The organism is Streptomyces musisoli (genome assembly GCF_016741855.1).
GTDB lineage: Bacteria > Actinomycetota > Actinomycetes > Streptomycetales > Streptomycetaceae > Streptomyces > Streptomyces musisoli.
On record NZ_JAERRH010000017.1, the window covers coordinates 98,133 to 112,934 of the forward strand.

Genomic DNA, 14,802 nt, shown 5'->3' on the forward strand with positions numbered 1-14,802 from the left:
ATGCCGGTACTGGTGATCACGGGGACGGGCACGGAGGTCGGCAAGACGGTCACGACCGCCGCCGTCGCCGCCGCGGCGCTCGCCGCCGGACGGTCGGTGGCCGTGCTCAAGGCCGCCCAGACGGGCGTGCTGGCGGACGAGCGCGGGGACGCGGACGAGGTCGCGTGGCTCGCGGGCCCGGTCACGACCGACGAGGTCGCGCGGTTCCCGGAACCGTTGGCGCCGGGTACGGCGGCCCGGCGGGCCGGTATGGCGCCGGTGCATCCGCACGAGGTGGCCGAGCGGGCCGCCAAGCTGGCCACCGAGCACGATCTGGTGCTGGTGGAGGGGGCGGGCGGGCTGCTCGTCCGGTTCGACGCGGCCGGCGGGACGCTCGCCGACGTGGCCCGGCTGCTGGACGCGCCGGTGCTGGTCGTCGCCCAGGCCGGGCTCGGCACCCTCAACACCACGGAGCTGACGGCTCGCGAACTGCGGCGGCGTGAGCTGGAGTTGGCCGGCGTGGTGATCGGCAGCTGGCCCGGCGACCCCGACCTTGCCACCCGCTGCAATGTGGCCGACCTGCCGGAGGTCGCCGGCGCCCCGCTGCTCGGCGCGCTGCCCGCCGGTGCCGGGGCGCTGCCCCCCACCGCGTTCCGCACGGCGGCACCGAGCTGGCTCGCCCCCCGCCTGGACGGAACCTGGGACGCGGAGGCATTCCGCGTACGCGAGGCGCCGTAGCCCCGGGACCTGGGGGCACGCAGACGCTCCCGCCGACCGGGGCGCGCCGTGACCCCGGACCGGGAAGCGCAGGCATTCCGGGTGCCTGGGGCGCCGTAGCCTTGGGCCCTGGATCAGGCGCTCCAGTTGTGCGAGGCGCCGTAGCTGCGGACCTGCGACGCGGAGGCATTCCGCGTACGCGAGGCGCCGTAGTCCCGCCCGCCGGGGGCCTTCCGGTGTGTTCCGGCCGCCGCTCCGTGTACGCGACGCGCCGTAGCCCCGCCGGGGGCCTTCCGGTGTGTGCCGTTCCGGCCGCCGCTGCGTGCGGCCGGAGCGGCGGAGTGGCGGTCGACCCCGTCGGCACGGACACGCGGCGGAGTCCGGTGGGGGTGCGCCGGGCCGTCCCGGGGGACACTCTCCCTAGGGCCGTCCTGCCCAGGGAGGTTGCCATGCGGCTGCTGTCCACCCGTTCCGGCCAGATGACACGGGGTCCCGTCCACCATCCGCTGTTCGCCCGCTACTACGCCCGGATCAGCGTCGGCGCCGAGTCCCGGCTCGGGATGGCCGGGGTGCGCCGGCGGCTGCTCGCCGGGCTGTCCGGCAGGGTGATCGAGATCGGTGCCGGCAACGGGCTGAACTTCGGGCACTACCCCGGGACCGTCGCGGAGGTCGTGGCGATCGAACCGGAGGCGCTGCTACGGCAGTTGGCGCTGGAGGCGGGCCTGCGCGCCCAGGTTCCGGTGGACGTGGTGCCGGGCGTCGCGGAGGCGCTGCCGGTCAAGAGCGAGGCGTTCGACGCGGTGGTGCTGTCGCTGGTGCTGTGCAGCGTGCGGGATGTCGCGCGGGCGCTCGGCGAGGTACGGCGGGTGCTCCGGCCCGGCGGCGAGGTGCGGTTCTTCGAGCACGGGCAGGGCGGCGGCCGGATGATGACGCTGACCCAGCACGCCCTGGACCGGATCCTGTGGCCGGCCCTCACCGGCGGCTGCCATCTGGCCCGGGAGCCGGTCGCCGCGCTGCGCGAGGCCGGGTTCCGCCTCGGACCGCACCGGCGCGTGATGCTGCCGGAGCGTGGGCCGGCGCTGCCGACCTCCTACTGCACGCTCGGGGTCGCCTGGCGGCCGGACGAGCCGGCCGAACACTGACCGGCCGACGGCGCCAGCCGCTCCGGCCGAAGGACTCGCCCGCAACGTCCGTCAGCCAGCCGCACGGCACGCACGTGACCTGCTTCAGCCGCTCCAGCCGCGCAGCTCGCGGGTGATGTCGTCGACGCTCGCCGTGCCGTCCTTGACCAGCCGGGCGAGGTCTCGTACCTGCTCGGGCGTGGTGATCACCTTCTCCCCGCTGGCCACCAGATAGGCGTACGCGACCGCCGAGGCGAACAGCGCGTTGGAGCGTTCCAGCGCCGGGACGTGGATGAGCAGTTGGAGCAGGGAGGCGGCGCGGGCGTGCGAGGTGTCGTAGACGGGCACGCCGAATATCTCGGCCCGGTGCCGGGCGACGGCGGCGACCAGGGCGCCCCAGTCGGTGACCTGCGGGTCTCCCGGGGTCTTCTGTTCGGCGAGCATGAGGAGCCAGGCGAGGTCGATGCTGAGATCGTTCAAGGAATCGGCTTCGTGGGATCGGCTTCGGGAACGCGGCTTCGGCGGATCATGCTTCAGCAGACCAGCTTCGAGGGACCGTCCGCAAGGTTCAGCGGCGTTCTCCGGCCTCGTCGGCGCCGCGTGTCTCCGCGAACTCCTCGGCGAACACGGACTCGTACTGCTTCATGAAGTCGGCGGCGGCCTCGACGAACGTGCGGCCCGTTTCCCCGGCGTCCTGTCTGACCAGTTCCTCGATGTAGCGGTTGACGCTGATCCCGCGGGCCAGGGCGCGTTCACGGGCCGCGCGGGCGGTGCCCTCGTCCACGCGCACGTTCAGCTGGGTCTTCGCCATGCTTCGACGCTAGCGCCGGATCGCTAGCGGCGGCAAGAGCGCACGGATGCGCTGCGCCGGGCCGCCGGTGTCCCTTACGCTCGCCCCCGGACGGACGGGCAGTACAGGCGACCGGGAGGCGGTCTTGTCGACACCTGCTGCGCAGCACGTACCCGGTCGCACGCCGGACGGCGGGCCCGCGGCCCGTGCCCGCGGGCTGACCAAGGCGTACGGCTCCGGCGAGACGGCCGTGCTGGCCCTGGACGCGGTGGACGTGGACATCGCGCGGGGCCGGTTCACCGCCGTGATGGGCCCCTCGGGTTCCGGCAAGTCCACGCTCATGCACTGCCTCGCGGGCCTCGACACGGTCTCGGCCGGCCGGGTGTGGCTCGGCGACACCGAGATCACGGGGCTGCGCGAGCGGGAGCTGACCCGGCTGCGGCGGGACCGGATCGGGTTCATGTTCCAGTCGTTCAACCTCATTCCGACGCTGACCGCGGCGGAGAACATCACCCTGCCGATGGACATCGCGGGCCGCAGGCCCGACCCGCGGTGGCTGGACCAGGTCATCGACGCCCTCGGGCTGCGCGACCGCCTGGGACACCGGCCGTCCCAGCTCTCCGGCGGCCAGCAGCAACGGGTGGCGTGCGCGCGAGCGCTGGCCTCCCGGCCCGAGCTGATCTTCGCCGACGAGCCGACCGGCAACCTGGACTCGCGGGCCGGCCTGGAGGTGCTGGGCTTTCTGCGCGGCGCCGTGGACGACCTCGGGCAGACCGTCGTCATGGTCACGCACGACCCGGGGGCCGCCGCCCACTCCGACTTGGTGCTCTTTCTCGCCGACGGGCGGATCGTGGACGAGATGCCAAAGCCGACGGCGGACGCGGTGCTGGAGCGGATGAAACGGTTCGACGTGGTCCGGGGTCCCTCCGGCGACGGTCACGGCGCCCAGGAGGGGTGACCCGGTGCTCAAGACGACCCTGCGGAGCTTCCTCGCGCACAAGGGACGGCTGGCGCTGTCCGCGCTGGCCGTGATCCTCTCCGTGGCGTTCGTCGCGGGCAGCCTGATCTTCTCCGACACCGTCACCCGCACCTTCGACCGGCTGTTCGCCTCCACCGCCGCCGATGTGACGGTCCAGCCGAAGCAGGACCTGCGGTCGGCGCGGCTGAGCGGGTCGGTGCAGACCTTGCCCGCCGCGCTGCGGGACCGGGTGGCGAAGGTCGACGGGGTCGCGGCGGCCCGCGCCGAGGTGTCGGTGCAGAACGCGTTCGTGGTCGACGGCCACAACAAGTCCGTCGGCCCGACCACCGGCGCCCCGACCGTCGTCAGGGGCTGGTACGTCACCCGGCACAGCCCCGTGCGGCTCACGTCCGGGCACGCCCCGCACGGCCCCGGCGAGGCGCTGCTGGACGCCGACACGGCCGGCCGGAGGCACGTGCGGACCGGTGACACGCTGACCGTGCAGGCGCAGCCCGGCACGTTCCGGGTCCGGGTCGTCGGCATCGCCACCTTCACCACCACCAATCCCGGCGCGGCCCTGATCTACCTGGACCCCGCGGTGGCCGGCCGGGAACTGCTCGGCTCGTCCGCGAAGGCGACCAGCATCACGGCGGACGCGGCGGCGGGCGTGTCCGACGCCGTACTCGAACGCCGCGTCGGCGCGGCGCTCGGCACCCGGGCGTACGACCTGAAGACCGCCGGTGAACAGGCCAAATCGGCCGCGGCCACCCTCGGCACGTTCCTCGACGTGATCAAGTACGTGATGCTGGGCTTCGCCGGCGTCGCCCTTCTCGTGGGTGTTTTCCTGATCGTCAACACGTTCTCCATGCTGATCGCCCAGCGCACCCGCGAACTGGGGCTGCTGCGGGCGCTGGGCGCGGACCGGCGGCAGGTGCGGCGCTCGGTGCTCACCGAGGCCCTGCTGCTGGGGCTGGTCGGTTCGACGCTCGGTCTGGCCGCCGGGACTGGGCTGGCGTACGGGCTGATCCGGCTGATGAGCGCGTTCGGGATGAACCTGAAGGCCGCCGAGATGGTGATCGGCTGGGGGACGCCCGTCGCGGCGTACGTCGTCGGCCTCGGGGTCACCTTCGTGGCGGCCTACCTCCCGGCGCGGCGCGCGGCGGCCGTCTCGCCGATGGCGGCGCTGGCGGACGCGGAAGTCGCCGGTGTGGGCAAGCCGTTGCGGGTACGGGCGATCGTCGGGGCGGTGATCGGGGTGGCCGGCGCCGTGGCGCTCGCGGGGTGCGCGGCGGCGACGCGGACCGCGCGGGCGGCCTCGCTGCTCGGTGTCGGTGTCGGCCTGACCCTGATCGCGACCGTCGTCGCCGGGCCGCTGCTGGTGCGGCCGGTGATCCAGGTGCTGGGCGCGGCCTTCCCCGCCCTGTTCGGATCGGTTGGCCGGATGAGCCAGCGCAACGCCCTGCGCAATCCGCGCCGGACCGGCGCCACGGCCGCCGCGCTGATGGTGGGCCTGGCCCTGGTCAGCGGGATGTCGGTGGCCAGCGCCTCGATGTCCGCGTCGTTCGACCGGCAGATCGACCGGACGCTGGGCGCCGACTTCGTCGTCCAGAACGCCAACTTCACGCCGTTCACCCGGCAGATCGCGGACCGCGTCACCGCGACCCCCGGGGTCGGGCTCGTCGTACGGCAACGGCTCACGCCCGTCGCCGTACGCCTGCCGGACGGCCGGCGGGTGACGACGACGGCCGCCGGGTACGGTGCGCGGCTCGACGACGTCGCGCACCTCACCTACGCGCGGGGCGGCTCGGCGGCCGCCCTGGCCGACGGGCACCTGGCCCTGGACGCCGACTACGCCGAGGACCACGGTGTGCGCCTCGGCAGTGTGCTGCCGGTCCGGTTCCCCGGCGGGGGACGGGCGGAGCTGACCGTCGCGGCCCTGACCGACCAGGAGTCGGCCGAGGGTTTCGGCACCCAGGGCGGCATCTTCTTCGGGCTGCCGACGCTGGAGAAGTACGTGCCGGACGGGCAGGACTCGGCGCTCTACGTCAACGCGGCCCCGGGCACACGGGCGACCGACCTGCGGCCCCGCCTGGAGCGGGCGCTCACGGCGTTCCCGCAGGTCCAGGTGCGCGACCAGGCCGACTACAAGGAGCTGGTGCACGACCAGATCTCCGTCCTGCTGTACCTGGTGTACGCGCTGCTGGGGCTGGCGATCGTCATCGCCGTGCTCGGGGTGGTCAACACCCTCGCCCTGTCGGTCGTGGAGCGGACCCGGGAGATCGGGCTGCTGCGCGCGATCGGGCTGGGGCGGCGGCAGCTGCGCCGGATGATCCGGCTGGAGTCGGTGGTGATCGCGGTGTTCGGGGCGGTCCTGGGGCTGGTGCTGGGGCTGGTGTGGGGACTGTGCATGCAGCAGGTGCTGGCCCTGCGCGGACTGACGGCCCTCGCGATCCCGTGGGGCACGATCGTCGCGGTGATGATCGGCTCGGCGGTGGTGGGCGTGGTGGCGGCCCTGCTGCCGGCGCTGCGGGCGTCACGGATGAACGTGCTGGCGGCGATCGCCCACGAATGACCGCCCACGGGCGGGCATGAGCGACTGGCCACGATCGCCCACGGGATCTTCCGCGGGCAGACGTGAGCGACTGACGGAGAGCGCCCACGGGCATCGTCGCGGGCGGGCATGAGCCACTGGCGGAGAGCGCCCACGGGGTCTTCCGCGGGCAGGCGTGAACGACTGGCGAAGGGCGCCCACGGGGATCGTCGCGGGCGGGCATGATGGCATCCAGACCGGTCAAGTCGTCCTCCGGCGAGGAGAGTTCATGGCACGCCCGTTCCGTTTCGGAGTCAACCTGCTCACGTCGGCGCCCGCCGCCGAGTGGCGCGCCAAGTGCCGTCGCGCCGAGGAGCTGGGCTACGACGTGATCCTCGTCCCCGACCACCTCGGGATGGTCGCGCCGTTCCCCGCGCTGGTCGCCGCTGCGGAGGCGACCGAACGGCCGCGGCTCGGCACGTTCGTGCTGAACGCCGGCTTCTGGAACCCGGCGTTGCTGGCCCGGGAGGTGGCGGCCACGGACGCGCTGACCGGCGGCCGGCTCGAACTCGGCCTCGGCACCGGGTACGTGCGGGCGGAGCACGAGGCGGCGGGGCTGCCGTACGGTTCGCCGCGCGAACGGGTCGACCATCTGCGGCGGACGGTGCGGGAGCTGGAGCGGCTGCTCGGCTCCGCGGACCACGAGCCGCGTCCGGCCCAGTCCCGGGTGCCGGTGCTGATCGGCGCCAACGGCGACCGGATGCTGCGCCTGACCGCCGAGCACGCGGACATCGCGGCCTTCACCGGGGCCCGGCCGGGGAACACGCCCGGCACCCTGGAGCCGCTCCGCGCCGACGAGCTGGACGAGCGCGTGGCCCGGTACCACGCGGCGGCGGACCGGGCGGAGCCCGCCGAGCTGAACCTGCTGATCCAGCTGGTGGCCGTCACCGACGATCCGGAGCCGGTGCTGAAGCCGCTGCTGGAGCGGCAGCCCGCGCTGACCCCGGACGAGGCGCAGGCCCTGCCCCTCGTGCTGGCCGGTCCACTGGAGGAGGTCGTGGCGAAGGTGCGGGCACAGCGCGAGCGCTTCGGGTTCTCGTACCTGACCGTGCTGGAGCCGTTCATGGAGGCGTTCGCGCCAGTCATGGAGCGGCTGCGCGAGGAGTCCGCATGACGGAATTCCCCGCGCCGCGCGACCTGGTCGTGATCACGATGACGGCATGACCGAACTGCGTGTACGCGCCGCCGTCCCCGCCGACCTCGACGCCGTCCTCGCCTTCTGGAAGACGGCCGCCGAGGGGACGAGCATCAGCGACGACCGCGCCGGGGTGGAGCGGCTGGTCGCCCGCGACGCCGAGGCGCTGATCCTCGCCGAGACCGCGGGCGAACTGGTGGGCACGGTGATCGCCGGCTTCGACGGCTGGCGGTGCCATCTGTACCGGCTCGCGGTGCATCCGGAGCGGCGGCGGCAGGGCGTCGGCTCGGCCCTGCTGGCCGCCGCCGAGGACCGTTTCGTACGGCTCGGCGGACGCCGGGCGGACGCGATGGTGCTGGTCCGCAACGAGAGGGCGCACCACGCCTGGCGCTCGGCCGGCTACGGGCCGGAGGAGCACTGGCGGCGCTGGGTGAAGCCGCTCACCGACTGACCGGGGCGGCCGGAAACCGGAGAACCCAACCCCCTGGGACCACCGGCCACGGCGAGACGGAACGACGGCCGGGACCGAAGGACATCCGGGACCGAGGACATCCGGGACCGAAGGACGGCCGGGACCGAAGGACGGCCGGAGCGGAGGACGGCCGGGAACGGAGTCACTCCGGAACCTTTCTTTGCCCATCCTTTACCATTGTGGGAGCACTCGGCCCTCTATGAAAGGTTGTGAGCGTCCGCCCATGGGCGAGCCTCCCGGTACGCGACACCGCGCGCACTCCCCTGCCCTGCCCGATCATGGGACGGGGGTGACCCGATGACCGAAGTGCTCCTCCTTCTGGTGGCGATCCTGCTGTCGCTGGCCTGCGGCGCCTTCGTGGCGGCGGAGTTCTCGCTGACCACGGTCGGCCGCGGCGAGCTGGAGCGGGCCGCCGAACGCGGCGAGCGCGGCGCCGCGGGCGCCCTGAAGGCCGTACGGAACCTGACCTTCCAGCTCTCCGGCGCCCAGCTCGGCATCACCGTCACCAACCTGGTGGTCGGCATGCTCGCCGAGCCGTCGATCGCCAAGCTGCTCGCCGGGCCGTTCCAGGCGATGGGTCTGTCGCAGACCACGGCGAACTCGGTGGCACTGGTGCTGGGCACGGCCCTGTCGACGGTGTTCCTGATGGTCGTCGGCGAGCTGGTGCCGAAGAACTGGGCGATCTCCTCGCCGCTGGCCGTGGCCAGGCGGGTGGGCAACGCGCAGCGCTTGTTCAGCGCGGCCTTCCGGCCCTTCATCACCCACCTGAACAACACGGCCAACCGTTTCGTGCGCCGGCTCGGCATCGAACCGGCCGAGGAACTGGCCTCCGCGCGCGGCCCCCAGGAGCTGGCCGCGCTCGCACGGCACTCCGCCAAACAGGGCGCGCTGGAGGCGGACACCGCCGAACTGTTCGTCCGGACCCTGAACCTGGCCGACCTCACGGCCGAGAACGTGATGACACCGCGCGTCCAGGTCATCGCCCTGGACATGCAGGCGACCTGCGAGGACGTCGCCAATGCCACCCGGGCCACCGGTCTGTCCCGGTTCCCGGTCTACCGGGGCAGCCTGGACGCGGTCGTCGGGACCGCCCACATCAAGGACGTCCTGGCCGTCCCCGCCGACCAGCGACCGCACCGCACGGTCGCCCAGGTGATGCGCGAGCCGCTCCTGGTGCCCGAGTCCCTGACCGTGGACCGCCTGCTGGACCGGCTCTCCGGCAGGCGCACCATGGCCGTCGTCATCGACGAGTACGGCGGCACGGCCGGCGTGGCCACCCTGGAGGACATCGTGGAGGAGGTCGTCGGCGAGGTGCGGGACGAGCACGATCCGCACGAGACGCCCGACCTCGCCTCCGCAGGCGCGGACGAGCGGGGCCGGGCGCTGTACTCGGCGGACGGCGCCGCCCGCACCGACCAGCTCGCGCGCGTGGGCCTGCGGGTGCCCGAGGGCCCGTACGAGACGCTGGCCGGCCTGGTCGCCACCGAACTGGGCCGGATACCCGCCGTCGGGGACAGCGTCCAGGTGGCCGGCTGGCGGCTGGACGTCGTCGACGCCTCGGGCCGACGGGCCGCCCGGGTGCTGCTGCACGCACCGCTGGACGACGAACGGGCCGACGGGGCCGACGGGGCCCGCGGGACGCGGGAGGGGACGCGATGACCACCGTACAGCTGCTGATCGGTCTGGCGACCCTCGTCGTCAACGCCTTCTTCGTGGGCGCGGAGTTCGCGCTGATCTCCGTGCGCCGCTCGCAGATCGAGCCGCCGGCCCAGGAGGGCGACCGCCGCGCGCGCAGCGTGCTGTGGGGACTGGAGCACGTGTCCGCGCTGCTGGCCGCCGCCCAGCTCGGCATCACGCTGTGCACGCTGGTGCTTGGCGTGGTCGCCGAGCCGGCGATCGCGCACCTGCTGGAGCCGGTGTTCCACGCCGTGGGCGTGCCCGCGAGCGCCGGTCACGTCGTGTCCTTCGTGATCGCGCTGACCCTCGCCACCTATCTGCACATGCTGCTCGGCGAGATGGTCCCGAAGAACATCGCGCTCGCCGAACCGGTGCGCAGCGCACTGCTGCTCGGCCCGCCGCTGGTCGCGCTGGCCCGGGCACTGCGGCCGGTGATCTTCTCGATCAACGCCTTCGCGAACGGGCTGCTGAAGCTGCTGCGTGTCGAGGCGAAGGGCGAGGTCGCGGCCACCTTCACGGACACGGAACTCGCCGAGATCGTCAAGGACGCCAGCGAGGCGGGCCTGATCGACGACCGGGCGCAGGAGCGGCTGCACGACGCCCTGGAGCTGGGCAGCCGGCCGGTGCGGGACGTGGTCGTACCGCTTCAGAAAGTCGTCTACGCGCGCATGGGGGTCACCCCGGAGCAGCTGGAGCGGCTGTCTGCCGATTCGGGCTTCTCCCGGTTCCCGGTGGTCGACACCGGCCGCCGGATCGTGGGTTACCTGCACGTCAAGGACGCCCTCGACGCCTCGCCGCGGGACGTGCCGTTCCGGCTGCGGGACATGCGGGCCATCGCGCGCGTGCGGGCGGGGACGCCGCTGGACGACGTGCTCACCGCGATGCGGGCCGGCCGGACGCACCTCGCGGCCGTGCTCGGCGACGACGGGCGGCTGGCGGGCCTGGTGACCATGGAGGACGTGCTGCGGGAGCTGTTCGGCCAGCCGGCTCCGGGGTGATGACGCCCTGGGGTTTGCGGGGTGACCGACCGCTGGGTATGGAGCCGGGATACCATCGTCCTCGCCATGCAGACGAATCCCACATCTCCCCCGTACACCAGCCTGGTCGCGGTCGGCGACTCCTTCACCGAGGGCATGTCGGACCTGCTTCCCGACGGCTCCTACCGGGGCTGGGCGGATGTCCTCGCCGCGCGGATGGCCGCCGGCACGCCCGGGTTCCGGTACGCCAACCTCGCCGTGCGCGGGAAGCTGATCGGGCAGATCGTCGACGAGCAGGTGCCGACGGCCGCGGCCATGAACGCCGACGTCGTCACCCTGGTCGGCGGGCTCAACGACACCCTGCGCCCCAAGTGCGACATGGTCCGGGTCCGGGACCTGCTCACCGAGGCCGTGGAACGGCTGGCGCCCTCCTGCGGGCAGCTGGTGCTGATGCGCAGCCCCGGCCGCCAGGGCCCGGTGCTGGAGCGGTTCCGGCCGCGCATGGAGGAGCTGTTCGCCTGCGTGGACGAGCTGGCCGGCAAGCACGGCGCCCTGGTGGTCGACCTGTACGGGGCGCCCTCGCTGGCCGACCCCCGGCTGTGGGACGTGGACCGGCTGCACCTGACGGCGGAGGGGCACCGCCGGGTCGCCGAGGCGGTGTGGCAGACGCTCGGGTACGAGCCGGAGGACGCCGAGTGGCACGTGCCGATGGCGGCCACCCTCCCGCCCGGCTGGATGAGCCGGCGGGTCGCGGACGCGCGGTTCGCCCGGCAGCACCTCCTCCCCTGGATAGGCCGGCGCCTGACCGGCCGCTCCTCGGGCGACGGCCTCCCGCCGAAGCGCCCGGAGCTGCTGCCGTACGAGGGCCCGGCGTAGCCGCACGGTGATGACCACCCGCGTGACCGGCGTCCGGGGCCGGATCCACGGGTTCGGCCCCCGGCTCGAGCACGCCCCGGCCGACGTGGTGCGGGAAGCCGACCGAGACGGAGGAACCGGCCGAGGCGAAGAGCCGGCCGAGGCGGAAGAGCCGGGCGAGGCGGAGGGCCGGCGGCCGTGGGGGAGGGCGGCCGGCGGCGGGGTTTTCGGCGCCGCGGCCGGGGTGACCGGCGTCTCGTAGCTTCCGCCGAACCCACCCATGGCGCTGGCCTGCACGAATCGCCAGTAAACTCTGGACACGTGACTTCTGCGCCCGCCAAGCCCCGCATCCCGAACGTCCTCGCCGGACGCTACGCCTCCGCCGAGCTCGCCACGCTCTGGTCCCCCGAGCAGAAGGTGAAGCTGGAGCGGCAGCTCTGGCTCGCCGTGCTGCGGGCCCAGAAGGACCTCGGCATCGACGTGCCGGACGAGGCGATCGCCGACTACGAGCGCGTTCTCGACACCGTCGACCTGGCCTCGATCGCCGAGCGCGAGAAGGTCACCCGGCACGACGTGAAGGCCCGCATCGAGGAGTTCAACGACCTCGCCGGGCACGAGCACGTGCACAAGGGCATGACCTCGCGCGACCTCACCGAGAACGTCGAGCAGCTCCAGATCCGGCTGTCGCTCGAGCTGATGCGCGACCGTACGGTGGCCGTCCTCGCCCGCCTGGGCAAGCTCTCGGGCGAGTACGCCGAGCTGGTCATGGCCGGCCGCTCGCACAACGTGGCCGCGCAGGCCACGACCCTCGGCAAGCGTTTCGCGACCGCCGCCGACGAGCTGCTCGTGGCGTACGGCCGCGTCGAGGAGCTGCTGGGCCGCTACCCGCTGCGCGGCATCAAGGGCCCGGTCGGCACCGCGCAGGACATGCTGGACCTGCTGGGCGGCGACGCGGCGAAGCTGGCGGAGCTGGAGGACCGGATCGCCCGGCACCTGGGCTTCGCCCAGGCGTTCACCTCGGTCGGCCAGGTCTACCCGCGCTCGCTGGACTACGAGGTCGTGACCGCCCTGGTGCAGCTGGCGGCGGCGCCGTCCTCGCTGGCCAAGACGATCCGGCTGATGGCCGGGCACGAGCTGGTCACCGAGGGCTTCAAGCCGGGCCAGGTCGGCTCCTCGGCCATGCCGCACAAGATGAACACCCGTTCCTGCGAGCGCGTCAACGGCCTCATGGTCATCCTGCGCGGCTACGCCTCGATGACCGGCGAGCTGGCGGGCGACCAGTGGAACGAGGGCGACGTGTCCTGCTCGGTGGTCCGCCGGGTGGCCCTCCCCGACGCCTTCTTCGCCCTGGACGGCCTCCTGGAGACGTTCCTGACGGTCCTCGACGAGTTCGGTGCCTTCCCGGCCGTCGTCGCCCGCGAGCTGGACCGCTACCTGCCGTTCCTCGCCACCACCAAGGTGCTGATGGGCGCCGTGCGGGCCGGCGTCGGCCGCGAGGTCGCGCACGAGGCGATCAAGGAGAACGCGGTCGCCACCGCGCTGGCGATGCGCGAGCAGGGCGCCGAGCGCAACGACCTGCTCGACAAGCTCGCCGCCGACGGGCGCCTGCCGCTCGACCGTGAGCAGCTGGCGTCCCTGATGGCCGACAAGCTCTCCTTCACCGGTGCCGCCGCCGACCAGGTCGGCGTGGTCGTCGGCCGGATCGAGGACATCGTCAAGCGGCACCCGGAGGCCGCCGGCTACACGCCCGGGGCGATCCTCTGACCGGCACGCCCCGCACCCCTCGCACAGCCCGCTTCACCCAGGCGGAGCTGGAGGCCGCCCGCGACCGCCTCGTCCCCGACGTGGTCGCGGACGGCCTCCGCGTGCTGTTCAGCGGCATCAACCCGGGCCTGATGACGGCGGCGACGGGCCACCACTTCGCCCGCCCCGGCAACCGGTTCTGGCCGGTGCTGCACCTGTCCGGCTTCACGCCCCGGCTGCTGAAGCCGGCCGAGCAGGGGGAACTGCCGGCGTACGGGCTCGGCATCACCAACGTGGTGGCCCGGGCGACCGCGCGGGCGGACGAGCTGACCGCGGAGGAGTACGCCGAGGGCGGCCGGCTGCTGACCGAGAAGGTGACGCGGCTGCGGCCGAGGTGGCTGGCGGTCGTCGGCGTCACCGCGTACCGCGCCGCCTTCGCCGACCGGACGGCCCGGATCGGCCCGCAGGAGCGGACGATCGGGGAATCCCGGGTGTGGGTGCTGCCCAACCCCAGCGGCCTGAACGCCCACTGGACCACGGCCACCATGGCGGAGGAGTTCGCCCGGTTGCGCGAGGCGGCGGACGCCGACGGTCACGGCGGATCGGCCGACGTCACTATCCCCAGCAGCTGACAGGGCAGTTCCCGGTCCCACCGGGAGACGCCCAGGGCCACCCACCGGCCCGCCCCGGGCACCCGCCACAACTGCACGTCCGGAACATGACCACTGAGACCGGCCCAGGGCTCCTCCATGTCCTCGCCTCCCAGGGACCGGTCGAGCACGCTGTACAGGCTGACGTGCTGGGGGCTCCCCCACCGCTCGCCGAGCCGCTCGGCGAGACCGTCCCGGTCGGCCTCGTACTGCGCCTCCGTCTCGTCCCGCGCGCTGCCGTCGCCCTCCCGGAAGTCCTCGCTCGTCCGTAAAGCGGCTATGTGGTAGCCGGGCCCGCTCTCGCCGTACTCCGTCCTGCCGTGCGCCGCCGGGAACTCCCGTGCGCACAGCAGGTCGATGAGGCTCAGGCACTCCACGATGTCCATGAGAGCCAGTAAAGCGGGCACCACTGACAACTGGCGGCCTGTCAGGCGTCCCTGCGGGCCAGGCTCCAGCCGCCCGCGAGCAGGGCCGCCGCCGCCCACAGCGCGCTCACCGCGAGCCCGCTCCACGGGCCCAGCGTGCCCTCCCAGCTGCTGTGCAGGGCCACTTGGCCGGCCCGGTCGGGGAGGTAGTCGGCGACACCCGCGGACAGGTCTCCGATGACGAAGGAGACGATCAGCAGGAACGGGACCAGCACGGAGAGGGTCGCGACCCCGCTGCGCAGCACGGTCGCGAGTCCGGCGGCGAACAGGGCCATCAGCGTCAGGTGCAGGCCGCAGCCGACGGCGCCGCGCAGTCCCTCGGCCCAGCCGGGCGCGGACGCGCCGAGGACCGCCCGGCCCGCCAGGAGCGTGACGCACCCGGTGAGCAGTCCGGCGGCCAGCGCCGGCAGCGCGATCGCCGTCGCCTTCGCGGCGAACCAGCGTCTCCGGTCGGGGACCGCCGACAGCGTCAGGCGCAGCGCACCGCCGCGGAACTCGGCCGAGACCGCCGTCGTACCGAAGGCGACGGCGGCGACCTGCCCGAAGTTGATGCCGAAGAAAGCCGAGAAAAGCCGGTCGGAGTCGTCGGCGTCGGCTGCGCCGAGCGCGGAGAACGCGGCGGTGACCACGACCATCGCGGCGAGGGCCGCCGGCAGGGAACGCAGCGTCCGGATCTTGATCCACTCGGCGTGGAGCGCGGGTGCGAAGGACAT

The 14,802-nt window shown here is 73.6% G+C and carries 16 protein-coding genes; 12 read left to right on the forward strand and 4 right to left on the reverse strand.

The annotated features are described in order from the left end of the window. Both bioD and JK361_RS31790 read left to right on the forward strand, forming a co-directional pair. Positions 1-717 (forward strand): dethiobiotin synthase, encoded by a 717-nt coding sequence (gene bioD, locus JK361_RS31785; protein ID WP_201824920.1) that lies wholly within the window; start codon positions 1-3, stop codon positions 715-717. A 428-nt stretch (positions 718-1,145) separates the two neighbouring features. Further along, on the forward strand, positions 1,146-1,838 hold the full coding sequence (locus JK361_RS31790; RefSeq protein WP_201824922.1) for a class I SAM-dependent methyltransferase: 693 nt from the start codon (positions 1,146-1,148) through the stop codon (positions 1,836-1,838). Between the two features lie 84 nt (positions 1,839-1,922). Here the strand turns inward: JK361_RS31790 and JK361_RS31795 are convergent, their stop codons facing one another. Both JK361_RS31795 and JK361_RS31800 read right to left on the reverse strand, forming a co-directional pair. Continuing rightward, entirely contained in the window at positions 1,923-2,297 is a 375-nt protein-coding gene (locus tag JK361_RS31795) for a fic family toxin-antitoxin system, toxin component (protein WP_201824924.1), read from the reverse strand. 88 nt (positions 2,298-2,385) lie between these two features. Continuing rightward, positions 2,386-2,628, reverse strand: a complete 243-nt coding sequence (locus JK361_RS31800) for a toxin-antitoxin system HicB family antitoxin (RefSeq protein ID WP_201824926.1) — start codon at positions 2,626-2,628, stop codon at positions 2,386-2,388. A 124-nt stretch (positions 2,629-2,752) separates the two neighbouring features. On the opposite strand from JK361_RS31800, the gene JK361_RS31805 reads away from it, so the two are divergent. The 10 genes from JK361_RS31805 to mug all read left to right on the forward strand — a co-directional run bounded on the left by JK361_RS31805 (position 2,753) and on the right by mug (position 13,646). Further along, positions 2,753-3,565 carry an ABC transporter ATP-binding protein gene (locus JK361_RS31805; RefSeq protein WP_201824928.1) on the forward strand — a complete coding sequence of 271 codons (813 nt, stop codon included), beginning with the start codon at positions 2,753-2,755 and terminating at the stop codon, positions 3,563-3,565. Between the two features lie 4 nt (positions 3,566-3,569). After that, positions 3,570-6,137, forward strand: a complete 2,568-nt coding sequence (locus JK361_RS31810) for an ABC transporter permease (RefSeq protein ID WP_201824930.1) — start codon at positions 3,570-3,572, stop codon at positions 6,135-6,137. A gap of 247 nt (positions 6,138-6,384) precedes the next feature. Beyond that, on the forward strand, positions 6,385-7,269 hold the full coding sequence (locus JK361_RS31815; protein ID WP_201824932.1) for an LLM class F420-dependent oxidoreductase: 885 nt from the start codon (positions 6,385-6,387) through the stop codon (positions 7,267-7,269). A 46-nt stretch (positions 7,270-7,315) separates the two neighbouring features. Further along, positions 7,316-7,741 carry a GNAT family N-acetyltransferase gene (locus JK361_RS31820; RefSeq protein ID WP_201824934.1) on the forward strand — a complete coding sequence of 142 codons (426 nt, stop codon included), beginning with the start codon at positions 7,316-7,318 and terminating at the stop codon, positions 7,739-7,741. A 318-nt stretch (positions 7,742-8,059) separates the two neighbouring features. After that, positions 8,060-9,421: a hemolysin family protein gene (locus JK361_RS31825; RefSeq protein ID WP_201824936.1), complete on the forward strand. Its 1,362-nt coding sequence runs from the start codon at positions 8,060-8,062 to the stop codon at positions 9,419-9,421. Then, positions 9,418-10,437, forward strand: coding sequence for a hemolysin family protein (locus JK361_RS31830; protein WP_201824938.1), 1,020 nt, complete (start codon positions 9,418-9,420; stop codon positions 10,435-10,437). The genes JK361_RS31825 and JK361_RS31830 overlap by 4 nt, the downstream gene beginning before the upstream one ends. Positions 10,438-10,503: 66 nt before the next feature. Continuing rightward, positions 10,504-11,292, forward strand: coding sequence for an SGNH/GDSL hydrolase family protein (locus tag JK361_RS31835; protein ID WP_201824940.1), 789 nt, complete (start codon positions 10,504-10,506; stop codon positions 11,290-11,292). Positions 11,293-11,302: 10 nt separating this feature from the next. Further along, a complete protein-coding gene (locus JK361_RS31840) occupies positions 11,303-11,533 on the forward strand; it encodes a hypothetical protein (RefSeq protein ID WP_201825107.1) in 231 nt (76 codons plus the stop codon). 59 nt (positions 11,534-11,592) lie between these two features. Next, complete coding sequence (gene purB / locus JK361_RS31845) at positions 11,593-13,035, forward strand: adenylosuccinate lyase (RefSeq protein WP_201824942.1); 1,443 nt, start codon at positions 11,593-11,595, stop codon at positions 13,033-13,035. An 80-nt stretch (positions 13,036-13,115) separates the two neighbouring features. Continuing rightward, the gene (gene mug / locus JK361_RS31850; protein ID WP_285440301.1) at positions 13,116-13,646 is read left to right on the forward strand and encodes a G/U mismatch-specific DNA glycosylase; all 531 of its coding nucleotides are present in this window, start codon (positions 13,116-13,118) and stop codon (positions 13,644-13,646) included. On the opposite strand, the gene JK361_RS31855 is transcribed toward mug, so the two are convergent. After that, the gene (locus tag JK361_RS31855) at positions 13,607-14,050 is read right to left on the reverse strand and encodes a hypothetical protein (protein WP_201824944.1); all 444 of its coding nucleotides are present in this window, start codon (positions 14,048-14,050) and stop codon (positions 13,607-13,609) included. The two genes, mug and JK361_RS31855, sit on opposite strands and share 40 nt — an antisense overlap. A gap of 41 nt (positions 14,051-14,091) precedes the next feature. Beyond that, entirely contained in the window at positions 14,092-14,802 is a 711-nt protein-coding gene (locus tag JK361_RS31860; RefSeq protein WP_201824947.1) for an ABC transporter permease subunit, read from the reverse strand.